Annotated in this window: 19 protein-coding genes and 1 tRNA gene; 15 read left to right on the top strand and 5 right to left on the bottom strand. The window is 49.9% G+C overall.

The annotated features are described in order from the left end of the window. Positions 1 to 36: 36 nt before the first annotated feature. Positions 37 to 708 carry a tRNA (guanosine(37)-N1)-methyltransferase TrmD gene (gene trmD / locus FBF28_02740; GenBank protein ID QJU08468.1) on the top strand — a complete coding sequence of 224 codons (672 nt, stop codon included), beginning with the start codon at positions 37 to 39 and terminating at the stop codon, positions 706 to 708. Here trmD and FBF28_02735 read toward each other — a convergent pair. Continuing rightward, positions 705 to 1,832: a hypothetical protein gene (locus FBF28_02735; GenBank protein QJU08467.1), complete on the bottom strand. Its 1,128-nt coding sequence runs from the start codon at positions 1,830 to 1,832 to the stop codon at positions 705 to 707. The genes trmD and FBF28_02735 overlap by 4 nt on opposite strands. A 247-nt stretch (positions 1,833 to 2,079) precedes the next feature. On the opposite strand from FBF28_02735, the gene FBF28_02730 reads away from it, so the two are divergent. Continuing rightward, positions 2,080 to 2,580 carry a hypothetical protein gene (locus FBF28_02730; protein QJU08466.1) on the top strand — a complete coding sequence of 167 codons (501 nt, stop codon included), beginning with the start codon at positions 2,080 to 2,082 and terminating at the stop codon, positions 2,578 to 2,580. A gap of 21 nt (positions 2,581 to 2,601) precedes the next feature. On the opposite strand, the gene FBF28_02725 is transcribed toward FBF28_02730, so the two are convergent. Further along, positions 2,602 to 2,676, bottom strand: a tRNA-Gln gene (locus FBF28_02725). Positions 2,677 to 2,765: 89 nt separating this feature from the next. On the opposite strand from FBF28_02725, the gene FBF28_02720 reads away from it, so the two are divergent. From FBF28_02720 to FBF28_02710, 3 genes are read left to right on the top strand one after another with little or no spacing between them, the layout of a single operon-like run. Beyond that, the gene (locus tag FBF28_02720; GenBank protein QJU08465.1) at positions 2,766 to 3,257 is read left to right on the top strand and encodes a phosphatase PAP2 family protein; all 492 of its coding nucleotides are present in this window, start codon (positions 2,766 to 2,768) and stop codon (positions 3,255 to 3,257) included. A 41-nt stretch (positions 3,258 to 3,298) separates the two neighbouring features. After that, the gene (locus FBF28_02715) at positions 3,299 to 3,793 is read left to right on the top strand and encodes a hypothetical protein (protein QJU08464.1); all 495 of its coding nucleotides are present in this window, start codon (positions 3,299 to 3,301) and stop codon (positions 3,791 to 3,793) included. Between the two features lie 18 nt (positions 3,794 to 3,811). Next, complete coding sequence (locus FBF28_02710) at positions 3,812 to 4,882, top strand: DNA recombination protein RmuC (protein ID QJU08463.1); 1,071 nt, start codon at positions 3,812 to 3,814, stop codon at positions 4,880 to 4,882. A 60-nt stretch (positions 4,883 to 4,942) separates the two neighbouring features. Here the strand turns inward: FBF28_02710 and FBF28_02705 are convergent, their stop codons facing one another. Next, positions 4,943 to 5,938 carry a hypothetical protein gene (locus FBF28_02705; GenBank protein QJU08462.1) on the bottom strand — a complete coding sequence of 332 codons (996 nt, stop codon included), beginning with the start codon at positions 5,936 to 5,938 and terminating at the stop codon, positions 4,943 to 4,945. Between the two features lie 56 nt (positions 5,939 to 5,994). Here FBF28_02705 and FBF28_02700 point away from each other — a divergent pair, with 56 nt between their 5' ends. From FBF28_02700 to FBF28_02685, 4 genes are read left to right on the top strand one after another with little or no spacing between them, the layout of a single operon-like run. Next, positions 5,995 to 6,231, top strand: coding sequence for a hypothetical protein (locus tag FBF28_02700; GenBank protein QJU08461.1), 237 nt, complete (start codon positions 5,995 to 5,997; stop codon positions 6,229 to 6,231). Position 6,232: 1 nt separating this feature from the next. Then, positions 6,233 to 7,276, top strand: a complete 1,044-nt coding sequence (pheS, locus tag FBF28_02695) for a phenylalanine--tRNA ligase subunit alpha (GenBank protein QJU08460.1) — start codon at positions 6,233 to 6,235, stop codon at positions 7,274 to 7,276. A 31-nt stretch (positions 7,277 to 7,307) separates the two neighbouring features. Then, positions 7,308 to 8,234: a hypothetical protein gene (locus FBF28_02690; protein QJU08459.1), complete on the top strand. Its 927-nt coding sequence runs from the start codon at positions 7,308 to 7,310 to the stop codon at positions 8,232 to 8,234. Then, positions 8,224 to 8,694, top strand: a complete 471-nt coding sequence (locus FBF28_02685) for a hypothetical protein (GenBank protein QJU08458.1) — start codon at positions 8,224 to 8,226, stop codon at positions 8,692 to 8,694. Before FBF28_02690 ends, FBF28_02685 begins: the two co-directional genes overlap by 11 nt. A gap of 119 nt (positions 8,695 to 8,813) precedes the next feature. On the opposite strand, the gene FBF28_02680 is transcribed toward FBF28_02685, so the two are convergent. Further along, on the bottom strand, positions 8,814 to 9,260 hold the full coding sequence (locus FBF28_02680) for a CYTH domain-containing protein (protein ID QJU08457.1): 447 nt from the start codon (positions 9,258 to 9,260) through the stop codon (positions 8,814 to 8,816). Between the two features lie 889 nt (positions 9,261 to 10,149). Beyond that, a complete protein-coding gene (locus tag FBF28_02675) occupies positions 10,150 to 10,365 on the bottom strand; it encodes a hypothetical protein (GenBank protein ID QJU08456.1) in 216 nt (71 codons plus the stop codon). 308 nt (positions 10,366 to 10,673) lie between these two features. Between FBF28_02675 and FBF28_02670 the strand changes: the two genes are divergently transcribed. From FBF28_02670 to FBF28_02645, 6 genes are all read left to right on the top strand, one after another. After that, positions 10,674 to 11,129 (top strand): HIT family protein, encoded by a 456-nt coding sequence (locus FBF28_02670; protein ID QJU08455.1) that lies wholly within the window; start codon positions 10,674 to 10,676, stop codon positions 11,127 to 11,129. Positions 11,130 to 11,151: 22 nt separating this feature from the next. Continuing rightward, positions 11,152 to 11,658 carry a DUF2493 domain-containing protein gene (locus FBF28_02665; GenBank protein ID QJU08454.1) on the top strand — a complete coding sequence of 169 codons (507 nt, stop codon included), beginning with the start codon at positions 11,152 to 11,154 and terminating at the stop codon, positions 11,656 to 11,658. 18 nt (positions 11,659 to 11,676) lie between these two features. Further along, positions 11,677 to 14,175, top strand: coding sequence for a phenylalanine--tRNA ligase subunit beta (gene pheT, locus FBF28_02660; GenBank protein QJU08453.1), 2,499 nt, complete (start codon positions 11,677 to 11,679; stop codon positions 14,173 to 14,175). Continuing rightward, positions 14,175 to 15,974 carry an ABC transporter ATP-binding protein gene (locus FBF28_02655; protein ID QJU08452.1) on the top strand — a complete coding sequence of 600 codons (1,800 nt, stop codon included), beginning with the start codon at positions 14,175 to 14,177 and terminating at the stop codon, positions 15,972 to 15,974. The genes pheT and FBF28_02655 overlap by 1 nt, the downstream gene beginning before the upstream one ends. Positions 15,975 to 16,088: 114 nt before the next feature. After that, positions 16,089 to 16,679, top strand: coding sequence for a hypothetical protein (locus FBF28_02650; GenBank protein QJU08809.1), 591 nt, complete (start codon positions 16,089 to 16,091; stop codon positions 16,677 to 16,679). Further along, positions 16,672 to 17,604: a thioredoxin reductase gene (locus FBF28_02645; protein QJU08451.1), complete on the top strand. Its 933-nt coding sequence runs from the start codon at positions 16,672 to 16,674 to the stop codon at positions 17,602 to 17,604. The genes FBF28_02650 and FBF28_02645 overlap by 8 nt, the downstream gene beginning before the upstream one ends.

Raw genomic sequence — 17,604 nt, 5'->3', positions numbered from 1 at the left:
AGGGCGGTTTTTTGGTGGTTTTTATGTGGGCGCGGTATAATGAGGGATATGCGAAAATTTCAAGTCATTACCCTGTTCCCCGAAATGTTCTCTGGGGTGTTTGAAAATTCAATGATGTGGAAGGCGCAAAAAGACGGTATCGTTTCGCTTGAGACGGTGAATCTGCGTGAATTTGGTCTAGGGCCACGTCGGCAAGTCGATGATACGCCATATGGCGGCGGCGATGGGATGCTACTAATGATCGAGCCACTGTGGCGGGCGGTGGAATTTGCGAGGTCGCGTGACGAGAGCGCAAAGGTTGTCCTAATGAGCCCGCGTGGTCGGCGCTGGCGGCAGGCGATGGCGCGCACGGCGGCGGATGATGGCCGGGGGCTCATTATCATCTGCGGGCGATATGAGGGCGTTGACGAGCGCATTATGAAATTGGTTGATGAGCAGTGGAGTATCGGTGATTTTGTGCTGACTGGTGGCGAGCTGCCGGCGATGACCATTATTGATTCAATCGTACGGCTGCTGCCAGGTGTACTGGGCGGTGAAACGTCAGCGGAGATCGAGAGCTTCTCGGACGGCGAGACGCTCGAGTATCCGCAGTACACTCGGCCAGAGATATTTAATGGCCTACGAGTACCGGAAGTACTACTGAGCGGGCACCACGGCAAGATCGCCGAGTGGCGCGAACAGCAGTCACAAAAGGCGGCTGTTGATTAGGCAGATAGTAGTAGCGACTCCTGTTGACAGGCGCTAGCTATAGGGGTAGCCAATGCCTCAGCTTTTGCGACGAGTTCCTTGAGTTCAGCTAGCTGTTCGGGTGGCATATTCCCTGGGTTGCCTCCATAAGCGTGGTGCAGGGCTGATATGGCAGCACCACCGAGACGGGTATTTGAAACATGTCGCTGTTCTCCTGAACTAGTAGGTGCTATGAGATCAAAGCAAGGCTGAGCATTGATAATTTGTAGTTCTATATCACTAATTTGTTGTTGAATGAAGTGAATGCGTTTCTCGGCGCCGAGGCGTAATTTAACAATCTTGTTTGCCGCAATATGCAGGTGATTCTCGACATAGGTCTTACGATCTTCTCCGTCCATGGTTTGCCCGAGCGAGAGTAGCTTATCATACAGCTCGCCTCGTTTGCGCATTAGTGGCTCGAGCCTTACAAGGGTTGAGTAGGGGAGGATATCGCCATGAGTGGTGGCAAGTAGTCGGATGCTTTCCGGTAGGCGCTGAAATCGTAGCGCAGTACTAATAATGCCTTCACTAATCCCGGTCATCATAGACAGTCGCCTGTAGGTCGGCTGTGCCCCTTCTTTGTCTCGGAGGTAGATATATAGTTGCTCAATATATTTGGCGGTTTCAATGGGTGACACTTTCTCGTGCGTATTCTCGCGCACTTGAGCAACGAGCGCTTCCTCAAAGGTAATGCCACGGCGAAGATTGACATTTACTAGGGTGCACTCCGGCGCAATATCATGTTGGCTCAGTAACTGCTCGATAGCGCGTTTACGACGATGCCCAGAGATTAGGATGATGTAGTTACCGTCATGGTCCGGCGTGAGACTATCAATTGATTGAGATCCTTCATGAAATGCAGCGTGTTCCTTGAGGTATTGCTCCGCCTCTTCTGGCGTGAGGCAGGCGGCTAGGAGAGGATTGTACATATCGAACCAAGTATTACCATCTTCCTCGTGAACGATTGAAGTCGCGAGTTCAGTGATTGCCCCTGGATCATAGGTTTTACGAATCTGCTCAATTTCGTTAATGGCAGATAATGGTACGGGTGCGGTATTTTTTGGACCAAACTCAACAAACCCTCTCGACTCACGATATTCTTTCATATTGTTACTATAGCACGTATACGCTATATATAGCGTTGTGATTTATCCAACAACGGAAAATACCGCTACATCTCCGTAACGGTATTTTGTTGTGGTGGATGTCGTAGAGCGAAAGAAACGTCAGTAGTGTTTGTTTTTGTATCGTTCGCTTGTTGCTACTGTACGTGTTTTTTATCAAAAAAGCAAGCGCTTTGGTAAATAATACAACAAGCTTGAGCTTTTTGGGGTAGGGCGGTATACTGTACCTATGAAGAAGACATCGACCAAACGACCAATGTCAGTTGTGCAAATTATACGGTTAATCGTTGCCGGATACATTCTCGTTATCGTCTTGAGCCAGCTATTTTCGTTTGACAAGTTCCCAGCAATGCTAGCTGGAATGCCGGGCGTGATGGCGGTCGTGTGCGCCATTATTCTCGTTGTTACAGAGGTTGGGGCGCTGCCGTTCTTACTTGCCATGGATATATCAGCTAGATTGAGAAAGGTCAGTGCCGTGATGGGCGTCGTGGCGCTACTGCTATTGACATTGCTGGAGGGTATGGCATTTTATCACGGAGTATCAATGATATTTGGGGCGACATTTGATCTACCGGGTGGCAGCTGGTCGCTCCTGCTCCTGGCTGGCGTGTGGATTTTGGCGATATGGGCAAGTGGTTTTGGTCAGGGTGCGACAACCACGGTAAAATCTCGAGAGAGGTCGACTGCCCGCAAAGATCATGTCAAACCAAAGCGCAAGAAAAAAGATTGACGAAGTGTCAATCCTTTTTCTTGGCTGGGGATGAGGGATTCGAACCCCCGAATGCCGGGACCAGAACCCGGTGCCTTACCACTTGGCGAATCCCCAATGCGTATTTAATTATACTACGGATGATGAAGTGGTGCAAGCGAGCAAGCTGATTTCCAGGGTTTGACGCCGACGCCCAGCAGGGTATAATGGGGCTTATGGATATCTCATGGATGGTGAAAATTATTGCCGACGGGCTGGTGATCCCGGTGGTGTTGATCGGGATGTATACGCTCATCCGACACGTACCGCGAGATCGGCGCCATCAAGTGTATACACGAGTGTTAATGGCGGGGCTGACGGCGTTCGTCGCAGCAAAAATTATCGGGTTGCTATATCAGCCATCAGGTCTCCGTCCGTTTGAACTAGCGGGTGTGAGCGCCGGCGCCTCGTTTTTGGATAATCCGGGCTTCCCGTCCGATCACGCCCTGTTCACTATGGCCATCACGTTGGCGGTGTGGTTCGGCGCGAAGTGTCGAGGGGGGGCCGTGGCCTGTTTGGTAATGACTTTATTGGTTGGCATAGGTCGTGTGGTGGCATTAGTGCATACGCCGCTTGATGTGGCCGGTGGGCTCATTATTGCCTGGGTGGGCATATTCTGGTACATGCCATTACGGCAGGCGTCGCGCACTGCAAAATAGGGTTGCGGTTTTATCAAATTACTGCTATAGTTGTACCTATTGTGAAGTGGTTTGAGAAAGTTTTTCACGAGGAAGAATCAGACTATATGTTTCCTGTGACGCCAGCGGTATTCTGGCGAGTTGTCATTAGTGGTATGGTTGGCGGTGTCGTGACGTGGCTAATTGCTTTGGCGCTTGACCGCTTTATTATAAAGCAGATTATTTGTGGGCCAGCGGCTGATCCATCAATGTGTGCGAGTAGTGGGCAGATTGGCGCCTACATCGCACTGGTATTAGTGAGCATTATCATTGTGCCGATTATCGCGCTCAATCGAGTCCGGCGACCGCTGCTCGTAGTGCTCGCTGCGGTTGGCGCATTGTGGGGCGTTGGCGTCTCGGCTACCGATGCATGGTGGTTGTCGCTAATAGTGACGACCATAGCATTTGGCTTCGTATACGCAACCGCGATGTGGCTGAACCGGATCCGTGGCAACGTGGCGGCGATTATCTTTTTGGCTATATTCGTCCTGCTGGCACGAGTTGTCTTGTCTCTGTAATCCCTGTACACTAAGAGTATGGAAATTATTATCATTATTCTCTTGGTTATTATTGTTATGGGCTTGGGTCTGACGTTATTTATGCTGCAGTCGAAACTAAGCGAGCTAAAACAGCAGCCATCGGTCGAGCTCATCAAAACTGACGTGGTGGAGCTGGGGCGAACTATCGCCAAGCTCAATGAATCAGTCAGCGATAAATTAGAGCGCAGCAACACTCAGGTACAAACCTCGGTCCAGAAGCAGCTGTCGGAAAGTGCCAAATTGGTGGCCGACGTGACGCAGCGGCTGGCCAAGCTAGACGAAACGAACAAACGGGTGGTCGACGTGGCGACTGACCTAAAAACTCTGCAGAACGTCTTGCAAAACCCGAAGCAGCGCGGCGTATTCGGCGAGTTTTACCTGGAAAGCGTACTAGATAACGTGCTGCCAGCCAAGCAGTTCCAGATGCAATACCGTTTCAAGGATGGCGAGATTGTTGATGCGGTGATTTTTCTGGACAAGGGGCAGATTTTGCCGGTGGACAGTAAATTTAGCCTGGAAAATTATAACCGGATGATCAACGCCGAGACTAAAGCTGAGCGCGAGCTGTGGCTGAATAAGGTGAAGGCTGACCTGAAGGGGCGCATTGATGAAACCAGCAAGTACATTCGGCCGCGTGAGAACACCATGGACTTTGCCTTTATGTTTATCCCCAGTGAGTCGCTGTATTATGACCTGCTCATCAATAATGTTGGTGCGGGCGGTTCGAGCCGCGATTTGATCGAATATGCCTTTCGTGACAAGCGGGTGATCATCGTCAGTCCGACTAGCTTTTTGGCGTATTTACAGACGGTGCTGCAGGGGCTGCGGAGCCTACAGATTGAAGAGCAGGCCAAGGATATTCAGGTGCGTGTCGGTCAGCTGGGCGTGCATATCAAAAAGTTTGATGAGCTGATGACCAAGATGGGCAAGAGTCTCAGTACTACAGTTGGGCACTATAATAATTCGTACAAAGAGCTGGGTAAGATTGATAAAGACGTGGTGCGAATCGCTGGTGGTGATCATCAAACGCAGCCAGAATTAATTGATCGGCCAACGCAGGAAGACTAAGTCCCGTCTAATATAAAAATCCTCCGCTTAAAACGGAGGATTTATTAGTATAGAAGCGTCTTATTCTTCGTCTTTATTGCGATAATTTACTAGTAAGAATAAGTTACCGCCGAGTGCTGCGCCAACGAGAGTCGCGGCAATAACCTCGAGGCTGAAGCGGGTATACATTTTCTCTGTTTTTTGTGCTGGTGCTGAGGCATTTTGTAGCTGCGAGTTAGTCTTTTCAGTTACTGCCAGGGCAACTGCCGGGTTCAGGGTTGCACCGCTGATATATACCTCACGCGGGTAAGTACGCTGATCCTTTAGCTGCTGAGTTTGCCGAGTCGCATTTGCTTGCTCTTCTTGGTACTTTTGGACAGCAGCATTTTGGGCGAGTGGTAGCAATGCACCGCTAACGACGAGGCCAAGCGTCAATGACATACCGATGACTACGGCCCTGCTGGTATTCTTGAGATCAGTGCGTGACAGAGCAGCGCTTACGCCAAACATAAAGATGGCCATACCGACGAGCTCAACGGCAAAGATCGCCCACGAGAAAGTGGTGAATTGGTCAAAGTTAATGACGAAGCTACCTGATGAAATTGCTCCCATCAAGACAACAGCGGCCATTGCGCCGAGGAATTGTGCTGCCCAGTAGAATGGTACGAGCACGGTCTTTAGCTTGCGCATTGTCCAGAGACCGAACGTGACAGCTGGGTTAATGTGTGCACCAGATATTGCACCGATACCGAGAACCAGCACGACAAGTGCGAGGCCAACGTAAAACGGCGTCATCATGTATGCCGAGAACAAGGCGACTAGTGTCAAGATGAACGTGCCAGCAACTTCGGCTAGTACAATGTTGACGAGATTGCGCGGTAGCTTGGCTTCTATTTTTTTACGTGGTGAGCTAGTCTTGACGGGTTTAACAGCAGTCGATTTGACCTCTGGTTTTTTCGTCTCGGCCTTGCTGGTGACGCGCGTTACGGTTGTTTTCGATGTAGCAGCTGCAGCAGTCGTTTTCTTTGAACTGGATTTTGCAGTCGCGGCCTTTTTAGTAGTCTTCTTCGTGGCCATAGTCCCTCCTTACTGTACTATTACTATCATTATAACATATCTGGTATAATCGACATATGGGATTATTTGTAAATCAACAAGATCGGCGCAGTGAACTACAAGAACGCATTGCGGCGGAGCTGCGCGAGAAGGCCAAGGCGTCGGGCCTTCAGGAAAAAGCCAGTCTAGACGGCGTAGAGGATGTAAAATATTTGGAAGATACGAAGCAGACGACGACGTTGGCGTGGGCGTGGGTTTTGATTGTTATCATGGCGGCAGTGGTTGTCGGTATGTTTTTAATGCAGGGGCGATGATATGGAAAGGTTGGATGAAGTTCGATCAATATTATTATCACGCGTAGCCGAGGCGGCTGAACCGCGCAGTGTGTTGCGGAGCGCAGAGCTGCGGGAACTATATGGCATTATTGCGACGTTACCAGCCGAGGAGCGCGGGGCGTTTGGTAAGAAAGTTAATGAACTGAAGCAGGAGTTGGAGCGGGCGATTACGGCTCGTGAAGATGAACTATCAAAAGTTGATTTGCCGCCAATTGACGTCACGGCGCCGATGGACATCAATGCTCCCCGGCCTGAATTACTGCCGAGTGAGCGTGGCACGATTCATCCATTGATGCGCGAGATCGATCGCATTTCTGACATTTTCAATCGCATGGGCTTTGTGACGGAAGAGTCGCGTGAAATTGATGATCAATTTCATATGTTTGAGAGCCTGAACTTCCCGAAGGGTCACCCAGCGCGTGATGATTATGACACGTTCATGACCGAAGAGACTGACGCCAATGGCGACCGCTTGATTGCCCCAGCGCACACCTCGACCATGCAAAACCGTGTGTTGAAAAAATATCATGGCAATTTGGCAAACGGCGAGGCGATCGCCGCCATCGTGCCCGACCGGGTGTTTCGCAACGAAGATTTGGACGCGCGGCACGAGCACACGTTCTACCAAGTCGAAGGCGTGTATGTCGCCAAGGGAGTCAATGTCGGCAACCTCATCGCCACCTTGCAGGAGTTTTTGCAGGAATATTATGGCAAGAAGTTGGATGTGCGCGTCAACCCGTTTTATTTCCCATTCACCGAACCGAGCTTTGAATTTGCGCTAAGCTGTCCGTTCTGTGAAGGCAAAAAGCCGGATTGCAAAGTTTGCTCGGGCGAAGGCTGGATCGAACTCTTGGGCTGCGGCATGATTCACCCGAATGTGCTGAAAGCTGCTAACATCGATCCGAATGAATACACCGGCTTTGCCTTTGGCTGCGGCATCGACCGCTTGGTGATGATGAAATACGGCATCGAGGACGTGCGGCATTTTGAGAGCGGTAAGTTGGACTTTTTGGAGCAGTTTTAATTCAGTCAATTAGTCCATTTGGAGATATGTGATGATTAAGCGCAACGTCTTTCTCTACAACATCACCAATCGCGACGATGAGGGGTACGGCAGCTATCCGTTTGAGGATGTTCTTCGTGATCTGATGAACCTCGAAGAAGACGATAGGAATTGGCAGTACAATCCGAATGATGATGAGTCTTTCATGCGGCTTTTGCAGTTTGATAAGCTACATAAAACCAGCGAACTATCCAAATGCTATGCTGGCATCATCGCCGTGTACGGATCGAACGTGATTACCATAGGCAGGGACGATGACGATCTTGTCAAACGTTATCCGCTTCCTGATGGGCAGCTGCCGGTGCAGGTGGTGCATTTCCTGTACTATGCAGACAAAGGAATTATGGCGTTAGAATATAACCGAAACGTCGCCACAAACGTAAAGATTTTAGCATATATTAATAATCAAGTAGTAAAACTTTCGCTCTCTGAAAAGGCAGCATTTATCGGGACGGTGATTTGTCATCCAGACGCCATCGAGTTAATCAGGCAGGCTTATCGTATAAAATCCGCGAAAATATTTGTTCCTCGTGAAGCCATAGAGCACAATAATAAAATTAGCCAACTAGCGAAAAGTTTATTCTCCGCACCTTCGATCAATAATCGTACTGATACACTTGGTACTATCGTCATTGATATCCGGCCGAGTCGAGGCAAGTTTCTGTCTCCTGGCGCGTACATTGATCACTATGTGAAGGAGTTTCCGGGTGTCGAAAAACAGGTCTACGACATTGAAATTGAGGAGGGTATGGAAGTGACGTCGGTTAATATCATGCAGCCGCAGTTCAAGAATACTATTGAATTGCCAGACAGCAGCATTGAAGATCGAGAAGAATATGACAACCGGGTTTTTGGCAAAATCCACGAGGTATACAAAGCGGCCGCCAATGTCATAACGGGAGTGAACAATGCAGACTAGACGATGGAGCTCGATTGGGCTGGTGCTGATCATCCTGCTGCTATTCTTTGGGGTATCCTTGGGCATGCAAGAGATCGTGAAGGCAGTGAAGCCTGATATCATGAAAGTGAACCCGTGGGATGTGTTCGAGGGTATAATAACCATCCCATCATATATCGTTATAGTGTTACTAGTGTTGTTACCATCAGGGGCTCGATATAATCTGAGGCTATCACTATTTCAGCGCTCCAGCTACGTGCGTGAAATTGTCATCTCCGGACTCTTGATCATTCTCGTGATGGCTGTAGTGGGGTTTGTGGCGTACGATCCGACAGACAGCCCGGCTCGCAATCCTTGGAATGATTTTAATTGGGGTAATTATCTGAGTGTTATTTTTTGGGGAATTATCATGTTTTTGTATAATGTACTGCTGCGGTTGGGCGGTGGGGCGAGGCGTGGATTTGATAAAAACGTAGCTTGATTATCCCATACAAATGTCTCGATAAGGCCGCGTCACAATTTCTGCCGAGTTAAGGTCGAGCTTGGTCCTCAATGTCATTAATCATCGCCAGGGCGCCAGTTTCATCGTCTGACAAAACCTCAACTTCCACAAACGTTCCGGCGTTTTTTAATTTCATCAATAGCAATCGTTACTTTTGGAAGGTTTGGTGATTGGAACGATCGCCGGTATTTGTTGACCTCGACCAGTTTTACCATGCCAAGGTTGGCAAACAGTTGTTTGGCAGCCGTTGCGCTCTCGGGCTGAATTGGTAGATTTATTTCGGGTTTAATAATCACGTCATTTGCTGTATGTGTGGCAGCGGTCGTCGCCAGCTTGTATGTCACCTCAGCAAAACCATCGCGCTGGCGAATTCGCAGACATTCAACCGTCTGCATAAAGTCGACATCAGGACGAGAATAATACGTATCAATTTCGTGGAGATTGCTCTGTAGTTCAAAACCAAGGTCTTGCAATCGCTTGAGTAATTCGTTTGCGTCACCAGTTAATTGACGTTTGCGTTCGATTTCTAATAGTTTTTTAGTCATTTTGTGGCCTTTCTGGCGTTTATTTAGTATTGTATTTAGCCTATGTAATTATATTATATAGTTACCTATCTATAGTCTCTACATCTTGCCGCATCAAAAAATGCTTGCGCTTCATCGTCAACCTGGCGATTCACAAAGTGTGATCGTGCTGCCAACTTGCCGCTACCATAAATAAATTGTGTTTCCTCGTCGTATTTCATACCGCGAAAGGCACAGCCCCCTGCCTCAATAATAGCTTTGACGCCGCGAAAATCTACGCTCTGAACTGATGAATTCTTAAAACAGACTGGTTGCCCGTAAATATGCTTTGCGTAATCCAGGTTGCAATTCTCAAACACGAAAAATCCCATGACAAACTGGCCAAAATCAACGAATGAGCAAGTATTTGAAGACTATCATTCTGAAATCATGAGTAGCTGGGCGACAGCTTCCGCTGATGAAGATGGTTTGGTCTATGTTCCTGAAAAATAAAAAAGCATTAAGCTTACGGTGTTAGCTTATATAAGCAATAGTTGAAGTCTCCGTCGAAGAATATAAAATTATCTGGTTGACTATACAACGAGAAGCAAGAGTCTACAATTTTACCAGATCCATCTTCTACGCCAACTATCGGAGAAGCTTCACTTGAGCGGCTCATTGGGTCGTACAATACAGACCGCGTCTTAAAAAGACATACTTCACCAGCAAAGCATCTATCTTCAGTCACGATGTAAAAGAAATCATATGACCCCATAGGCAGATTAGTAAATTCAAAATGACCACGTGAGGCGCACTCATGAAGCTTGCCGGTAAATTTCTCAATAATAGTATGATGATTATCCATAATCAATGACATATTATAAAGGAAAAGTGGCTTTTTGTACGGAAGCCACAAACCGCTTAGTAGGAATCAGCCGTGGTAGTCGCGGTAGTCGTTGATGACCTCGCCGTCGACGCGCATATACTCGACACCACCGTCCTCATTCACGACGATGTGGTCGTGCGGCCGTGCGCCGGGCATGCCACCGGGGAAGATGTTGGTAGTACCGTCATCGTTCTTGTCCCAGTACATGACCTCTCCACCGATGCGGCCCATACCACCCTCGTACTGGCTGTTAGTTCCCATAATAGCTCCTCTTGGAGTCGGGCGAGATAATTATCTCGCGAAGTGGAGCGTCTCAAGCCCAATGGCTTTGGGCGAAACGCCGACCCTTGCGGATGCAAAGGCTGATATATATATATCAAATAATAGAACAAAACGTCAATGGATTTTGTCAAAATTATGGTATAAAACAATAAATTACCTCTGCAGCAATAGTTTAACCATAGGACTAAACCTAGTGGAAAGTTGTGAGTATAACACGGGATGTAGCCTTACGTTGTATTTTGCTTTAGCTTAAAATTATTTGCTATAATTATTTGAAAGGAGTAACTATGAACCATACAATTTTCGACGACATTGTATCAGGCACCGTAAAATCATGGAAGGTTTGGGAGGACGAGCAGTTCCTGGCGTTTCTCACGCCGTTTCCAAATACCCCGGGGGTGACAGTGGTCATTCCAAAGCATAATCCGGGTGATTATATTTTTGCGATTGACGAGACGCTATATCTCGAGTTTATGCGAGCAGTGCGTCAAGTGGCGCGGCTACTAGAACGAGCGTTTAATACGCCGCGGGTAGCGCTGGTGTTCGAGGGAACGGGCGTAGCGCATGTGCACGCCAAACTGTATCCGCTACATGGTGATTTGGCGGGGCGGACTGACGTCTGGGCGGAGAATGCAGAGTTCCATGAGAGCTATCGCGGCTGGCTGACGACGACCGAGGGGCCAAAGATGGATGAGGCGGAGCTTGACCGGATTCAGGCGCAGATCATTGCCGCTCAAGGGTGATATCTAGTCAACGGGGCAAACTATGAAGTGGCTCGGAGTTGTCGGTACGCGCGAAGTAAATGACACGATTCGCCGTGACATTGAGCAGTGTGTTGGACAAAAGATTACTGAAGGCGGCGGGATTGTGACGGGCGGCGCTACTGGTGTTGATCACGAAGCGGCTCGGCTGGCGTATGAGCATGGTTTGGAGGTGGCACGGTTTCGGATATTTTTGCCAGTGGAGCTGGAACTATATTGCCAAGCGTTATATGACCGAGCAGCTGTCGGTAAATGTCGCCAGGATGATGCGATTGCGACGGTCGCTCTTTTGCGAAACATCGCCAAACATCGACCTGGAGTGCTGAGCGATACCACCGAATTTACCGAAGTCAACGCCGAGTCGTTTCATGCGCGTAATTGCCAGATTGTTGCTCTGGCAGATGAATTAGTGGCATTTCGGGTCAACGATAGCCCTGGCACGACGTTTACAATTGATCAAGCCAGGGAAAAAGGTATTCCCATCAAGGTGTTTGACTACACTGTTGATTAGAATGGTATACTGATATATATGAAAGTCAGCCTAAATCTTATCAAACAATTGATTAATTTTGAATTGCCTCCCGTAGATGAATTAGTGGCGCGGGTCAATCAGCAGCTTGGTGGCGTTGAGGAAGTGATTGACCTTAACGCTAAATATGGTGGCGCGCGAATTGTCCGGGTGGTTGAATGTGTTAAACACCCGGATGCTGATCGGCTGAGCGTGACCAAGATTGATGATGGTGGTGCGGTGGCGGATGTGCCGCGCGATGAGGGCGGTCTGGTACAAGTGGTCTGCGGTGCACCGAATGTGCATGCGGACACGTGGGCGATTTGGCTGCCGCCGAAAAGCACGGTGCCAGCGAGTTTTGATGACGACGAGCCGTTTGTGCTGGACGCGCGGCCGCTGCGTGGCGTGCTCAGTCAGGGCATGTTGGCGGCGGCTGACGAGCTGGCAATTGGTACGGATCACGAGGGAATAATCGAAATCACTGAGCGCGACGTACCGGCAGGGGTTGAGCTAACGGTGGGCGCTGGTTTCGCGGAAACGTTTGGTTTGGACGACTACGTGCTGGACATTGAAAATAAGATGTTTACGCACCGGCCAGATTGTTTCGGACAACTCGGCGTGGCGCGTGAGATTGCCGGGATTTTTCATCAGCAATTTACCAGTCCCGAGTGGTACAATGTGATTCAAGAATTTGCTGGTGGCGACGGTCTCGAGTTCGAGATATTCAATGAGGTGACTGAAGTAGTGCCGGTGTTTTCAGCGGTAGCTATCAAAAATATCGAGGTGCGTCCGAGTCCGCTATGGCTGCAGTGTCAACTGGTGGCGATGGGCGGTAAGCCGATTAATAACATTGTTGACGCAACAAATTACATGATGTTCATGACAGCGCAGCCGACGCATGCGTATGATTATGACAAATTGCGCGGGTCTACAATCGGGGCGCGGCTGGCTCGTGATGGTGAGAAAGTTAGCTTGCTGAATGGCAAGGAGTATGAGCTGACAGCGGATGACATTGTCATCGCTGATGGCGAGGGCGTGATTGGCCTGGCGGGAATTATGGGTGGTGCTGAGACTGAGGTTTCAAGTGACACTAAAAATATCGTCCTCGAATGTGCTAATTTTGACATGTATGCGCTGCGCCGCACGGCCATGCGCCACGGTATTTTTACCGATGCGTTGACACGGTTTAATAAGGGTCAGTCACCGGCACAAACCGACCCCGTCCTCAAACAATTGATGAGTATGGTGGGCGGTGTGCAAGCAAGCAAAGTGTTTGATACCAGCTCATACGATAAATGTATTATGCCAGATGGTGTACACTGCGTTGATTCGCAAGGTGTTTCGAATGAGTTTATTAACGAACGACTGGGCACTAACTTTTCTAACGATGAAATTGCTGATATCTTGCGCTGTACTGAGTTTATGGTTGAAGTTGATGAGAGTGGCTGCGAGATTTACAGCCCGTTTTGGCGCACCGATATTGAGCTGCCTGAGGACATCGTCGAGGAGGTTGGGCGGCTGTATGGTTTCGATAAACTGCCGCGTCAATTGCCGCGTCGTAGTATTAAACCCGCGCCAAAAAATGTGCGCCGCGAATTGAAAAACGCCGTTCGCCGTAGTCTATCGCGTGCTGGTGCCAATGAAGTCTTGACCTACAGCTTCGTTCATGAACGCATCCTGAAAAACGCCGAGCAGGACGTCACTCAGGCATATAAATTATCAAACGCCCTCAGTCCTGATTTGCAGTACTACCGCTTGACGGTGCTGCCGAGTTTGCTCGACAAGGTTCACGCCAACATCAAGGCCGGGCATGATGAGTTCGCTCTGTTTGAAATGGGTAAGGGTCACGGCAAAATGCATGGCCTAGGCGAAGATGGTTTGCCAGAAGCCAGTCAGTTCACCGACATCGTCTACGCCGCCAAAAAGCCGGCAGCAGGCGCGCCATTTTACAAAATTCGTCGCTTGGTTGAACAGCTAGTGCATGATCTTGGCACCAAGTTGGTATTCAAGCCAATTGAAGAGGAGCTCACTTTCCCAGTCGCGGCACCGTTTGACCAATCACGCAGTGCACTGGTCGAGACAACCGATGGAATGTTCATTGGCATAGTCGGCGAATTGAAGCAGTCAGTCATCAAGAGCTTCAAATTACCAACGTACGTGGCGGCAGCGAGCTTGGACATGGCCGGCCTGGAGACCGTTTACGCCAAGCGTGACAGTCATTATCAGCCGCTCAGCCGCTATCCATCAACCAGCCGCGACATTTCGCTCAAACTACCGACCACCATCAGATATCAGCAACTGTTGCAGACACTGGATGAGGCCGTGCGGGACGTTGGTATGGAGGTGCGAATTGAGCCACTCACCATTTATCAATCTGAGCATGAAGCGGCGCAGAAAACGATGACGTGGCGGCTGACGTTTACTTCACTTGCACGGACATTGGTGGATAATGATATCACGCCGGTGATGCAGCGGATTGAACAGACAACTAAAGACAGATGGGGCGCTGAAACAGTCTGATGAAGCCGCTAATCCACATGCTCCGGTATGCGCGCGGTATGGGCAGATACTACGTCGGGGTTAGTATCAGCTCGGTTGTCGTGGCACTGACCGGCATCGCGGTGCCGTTCGTGATTTCGCGGGCGACCAACTTGATGGTTGAAGTGGTTGAGGGCGGCGCGGTAGGAATTGAGCAGGCGATTTTTTTGGCGCTGGTGCTGCTGGCGCTTGACGTGACGAATACGATGGTGCGAAACCTTGGTGGTTACTGGGGTGATGTGATGGCCACGCGGCTCAAGCAGCAGCTGTCGACGCGGTACTATCATCACTTGCTTAGCTTGCCGCAAAGTTATTTTGATGGCGAGCTGACTGGGACGATTATCAATCGCCTCAACCGCGCGATTACCGAAACGACGAATTTCCTGAACATGTTTGCCAATAACTTTTTCCAGATGCTGCTCACGACAGGTATCACCATCGGCATCGTTCTGGTATACAGCCTGGAGTTGGCGGTAATGGTGGTCATTATGTATCCGCTATTTATGTGGCTGACGGCGCTGACGAGTAAGAAATGGCAGGCCTTTCAGAACCGTAAAAATCACGAGACAGATATGGCCAGCGGCCGGTTCGCCGAGGTCATTGCTCAGATTAAAGTCGTCAAAAGCTATGTTCGTGAGTCGTTCGAATATCGTCATTTTGCCAAGCGTTACCGCAAAACAATTGCCATTACGCGCAAGCAGTCTCGCTACTGGCACAGCATGGACATCGTGCGCGGCGTGGTGTTATCGGTCATTTTCTTCATGATTTTTGCCTACATTTTTGTGCAGACGACCGAGCGGCGCTTTTCGATCGGCGATATGGTGCTATTGATCACGCTGATTAATAATTTGCGGATGCCGCTATTTAATATGAGTTTCATCGTTGATAATTTCCAGAAAGCTCTGGCCGGGAGTCGGGATTTCGTTGGTGTGATGACACTGCGCCCGGCGATTGAAGATGCTCATCACGCGCCGGAATTAGTCGTGAGCCGCGGAGCGGTCGAGTTTCGCAAGGTCTCGTTTCGCTACGCCTCTGCCATGCAAAAACCAGTGTTGACCGACATCTCGTTTACGCTTCGTCCCGGTGAGCATGTCGCTCTCGTCAGCGAGTCAGGCGGCGGCAAGACCACTTTAACGAACTTGCTGATGCGCCTGTATCAGCCAGACAGTGGTGAGATTATGATTGATGATGTGGCAATTGATGTGGTGCAGCAAAAGAGCTTGCGTCGCCACATTGCCACGGTGTTTCAGGAGCCAGCGCTCTTTTCCGGCACAATTCGTGAAAATATCGCCTATGGCGCCGACGAGCCGACGGATGAGCAAGTGATTGCCGCCGCCAAGGCCGCCAACGCGCACGACTTCATCAGTGAGCTTGACAAAGGGTACGACACGCAAATTGGCGAGCGTGGCCTCAAGCTGTCCGGCGGTCAAAAGCAGCGCATTGCCATCGCGCGGGCGGTACTCAAGGATGCGCCAATTCTCATTCTCGACGAGGCAACAAGCAATCTCGACAGCAAGAGCGAGCATCTAGTGCAGCAGGCGCTGGAGCGGCTGATGAAGGGGCGAACGACGCTGATTATCGCTCACCGGCTGAGTACCATCGCTACGGTGGATCGGATCGTGACGCTAAAACATGGCCGGGTCGACGAGATTGGTACGCCGAAACAGTTGGCAAAATCGGGCGGTATTTATGCTAATTTGCTCAAGCTACAGCGGACAGCTGGCGTGGGGATTGATGATGAGCTGGCACGTTATGACATTGCGGCCGAGAGGAAACATTGATATAATTTCAAGGTAAGATAAAGGAGGATTATGGCAACGAGGGGACAGCGACTCGGTATATGGATCATCACGGGGACATTAGCGGTTGGGACAATTGGCGGGTTCATCGCCATGATGGTGCAGCCAGGCAATGACGCCAAAGACCAGGCCGAACTGAAGCAGGCGCAAGAAGATTATAAAAAAGCAACCACGGAGTGGCAAAAGAAAGTTGACGCTCAGACGGCGGAATTGAACAGTAAATATCACGGCAAGTTTTTGGGATTTAGTACGCGAGTCGGTGCCTTTGAGGCTACTGGTGTGAAGGAGCTCGGCAAAGAAGATTTGGTCGTGGGTGACGGCGCGGAGATCAAGGATGATACCAAATTTGCGGTTTACTACATCGGTTGGAATGCTAAGGGTGAGATTTTTGATCAGTCAATCAACAGCGGTAAATTGAAAGCGCCGTTTGCGGTAAACGGCCCAGCACATACGTCGGTGATTCAGGGCTGGAAAGAGGGGCTGATTGGTATGAAGGTTGGCGGTGTGCGCGAACTGACGATTCCAGCTGACAAAGCTTATGGCGATAAAGGCCAGGGCGATAAAATTCCTGCCAATGCGCCACTTAAATTTGTGGTAATGGCTATCGAGAAACCGGCGGAGATTCCACGGCCGGAGATGCCAGAAGTTATCAAGCGATATTATAGATCAAGGGGGTTGAATGTCTAAGGAGGTTATCATTGTCGGCGCTGGCCCAAGTGCGCTGACGGCCGCAATTTACCTATCGCGCGAAGACGTGCCGACAACACTATACGAACGCGGCGTGGTTGGCGGTATGGCGGCCATCACTGATCAAATCGATAATTATCCAGGGTTTGCCGAGGGTGTGACCGGTATGAAATTGGCGTCCGAGCTGCAGCAGCAGGCTGAGCGATTCGGTGCGGAGATCGAGTACGGCGACGTGACGGCCCTGAAGCAAGTTGACGGCGAATTGGAATTGACGGTCGATAGTCAGCCGGTGCGCGCCAAAGCGGTGCTGCTGGCGACCGGCTCAAATCACCGCAAGCTGGGCGTGCCGGGTGAAGATGAATTGTACGGCCGCGGCGTACACTACTGTGCGACGTGCGACGGTGCATTTTACCGCGACAAGTGCTTGATCGTCGTTGGCGGCGGCAACTCGGCGGTGCAGGAAGCGATATTTTTGACTCGTTACGCCAGCCACGTTGACCTATTGGTGCGCAGTAAATTACGCGCCAGCGATGTCTTGCAGAGGGAGCTGCAAAAATATGTTGATGCAGGCAAAATAACCGTCCACCTTGGCGCGACAACCGATGAAATTATTGTGAAGGACGACAAATTCTACGGCGTCACATCAACCCAAGACGGCGAGCAAAAAGAATTTACTGCAGATGGATTGTTCGTCTTTATCGGCCTCATTCCGAACACGCAGTTCTTGAAGGAGTCAGATGTTGAGCTGGACCTCGGAGGACACATCATCACCGACGAACATTTGCATACCAACATTCCTGGCGTCTTTGCTTCGGGTGACGTGCGTTCGGGTGCAACTATGCAAATTGCTTCAGCGGTCGGCGAGGGTGCGGTTGCAGCCCTGCAAATTCGTGAATATTTACAAGAAAAAGCCAGAGAGGAGTAG

It is taken from the genome of Candidatus Saccharibacteria bacterium oral taxon 488 (genome assembly GCA_013099195.1).
GTDB lineage: Bacteria > Patescibacteriota > Saccharimonadia > Saccharimonadales > Saccharimonadaceae > Nanosynbacter.
The sequence above is the reverse complement of the archived record's forward strand: the minus strand, read 5'-3'. Positions and strand labels throughout refer to the sequence as shown.

What these genes read in the sequence shown, in the direction of transcription:
- FBF28_02650 (QJU08809.1), top strand. Translation starts at nt 16,089, where the DNA reads ATGGTGCAGCCAGGCAATGACGCCAAAGACCAGGCCGAACTGAAGCAG.
- FBF28_02705 (QJU08462.1), bottom strand. Translation starts at nt 5,938, where the DNA reads ATGGCCACGAAGAAGACTACTAAAAAGGCCGCGACTGCAAAATCCAGT.
- pheT (QJU08453.1), top strand. Translation starts at nt 11,677, where the DNA reads ATGAAAGTCAGCCTAAATCTTATCAAACAATTGATTAATTTTGAATTG.
- FBF28_02665 (QJU08454.1), top strand. Translation starts at nt 11,152, where the DNA reads ATGAAGTGGCTCGGAGTTGTCGGTACGCGCGAAGTAAATGACACGATT.
- FBF28_02670 (QJU08455.1), top strand. Translation starts at nt 10,674, where the DNA reads ATGAACCATACAATTTTCGACGACATTGTATCAGGCACCGTAAAATCA.
- FBF28_02730 (QJU08466.1), top strand. Translation starts at nt 2,080, where the DNA reads ATGAAGAAGACATCGACCAAACGACCAATGTCAGTTGTGCAAATTATA.
- FBF28_02655 (QJU08452.1), top strand. Translation starts at nt 14,175, where the DNA reads ATGAAGCCGCTAATCCACATGCTCCGGTATGCGCGCGGTATGGGCAGA.
- FBF28_02680 (QJU08457.1), bottom strand. Translation starts at nt 9,260, where the DNA reads ATGACTAAAAAACTATTAGAAATCGAACGCAAACGTCAATTAACTGGT.
- FBF28_02735 (QJU08467.1), bottom strand. Translation starts at nt 1,832, where the DNA reads ATGAAAGAATATCGTGAGTCGAGAGGGTTTGTTGAGTTTGGTCCAAAA.
- FBF28_02675 (QJU08456.1), bottom strand. Translation starts at nt 10,365, where the DNA reads ATGGGAACTAACAGCCAGTACGAGGGTGGTATGGGCCGCATCGGTGGA.
- FBF28_02710 (QJU08463.1), top strand. Translation starts at nt 3,812, where the DNA reads ATGGAAATTATTATCATTATTCTCTTGGTTATTATTGTTATGGGCTTG.
- FBF28_02700 (QJU08461.1), top strand. Translation starts at nt 5,995, where the DNA reads ATGGGATTATTTGTAAATCAACAAGATCGGCGCAGTGAACTACAAGAA.
- FBF28_02720 (QJU08465.1), top strand. Translation starts at nt 2,766, where the DNA reads ATGGGGCTTATGGATATCTCATGGATGGTGAAAATTATTGCCGACGGG.
- FBF28_02685 (QJU08458.1), top strand. Translation starts at nt 8,224, where the DNA reads ATGCAGACTAGACGATGGAGCTCGATTGGGCTGGTGCTGATCATCCTG.
- pheS (QJU08460.1), top strand. Translation starts at nt 6,233, where the DNA reads ATGGAAAGGTTGGATGAAGTTCGATCAATATTATTATCACGCGTAGCC.
- FBF28_02645 (QJU08451.1), top strand. Translation starts at nt 16,672, where the DNA reads ATGTCTAAGGAGGTTATCATTGTCGGCGCTGGCCCAAGTGCGCTGACG.
- FBF28_02690 (QJU08459.1), top strand. Translation starts at nt 7,308, where the DNA reads ATGATTAAGCGCAACGTCTTTCTCTACAACATCACCAATCGCGACGAT.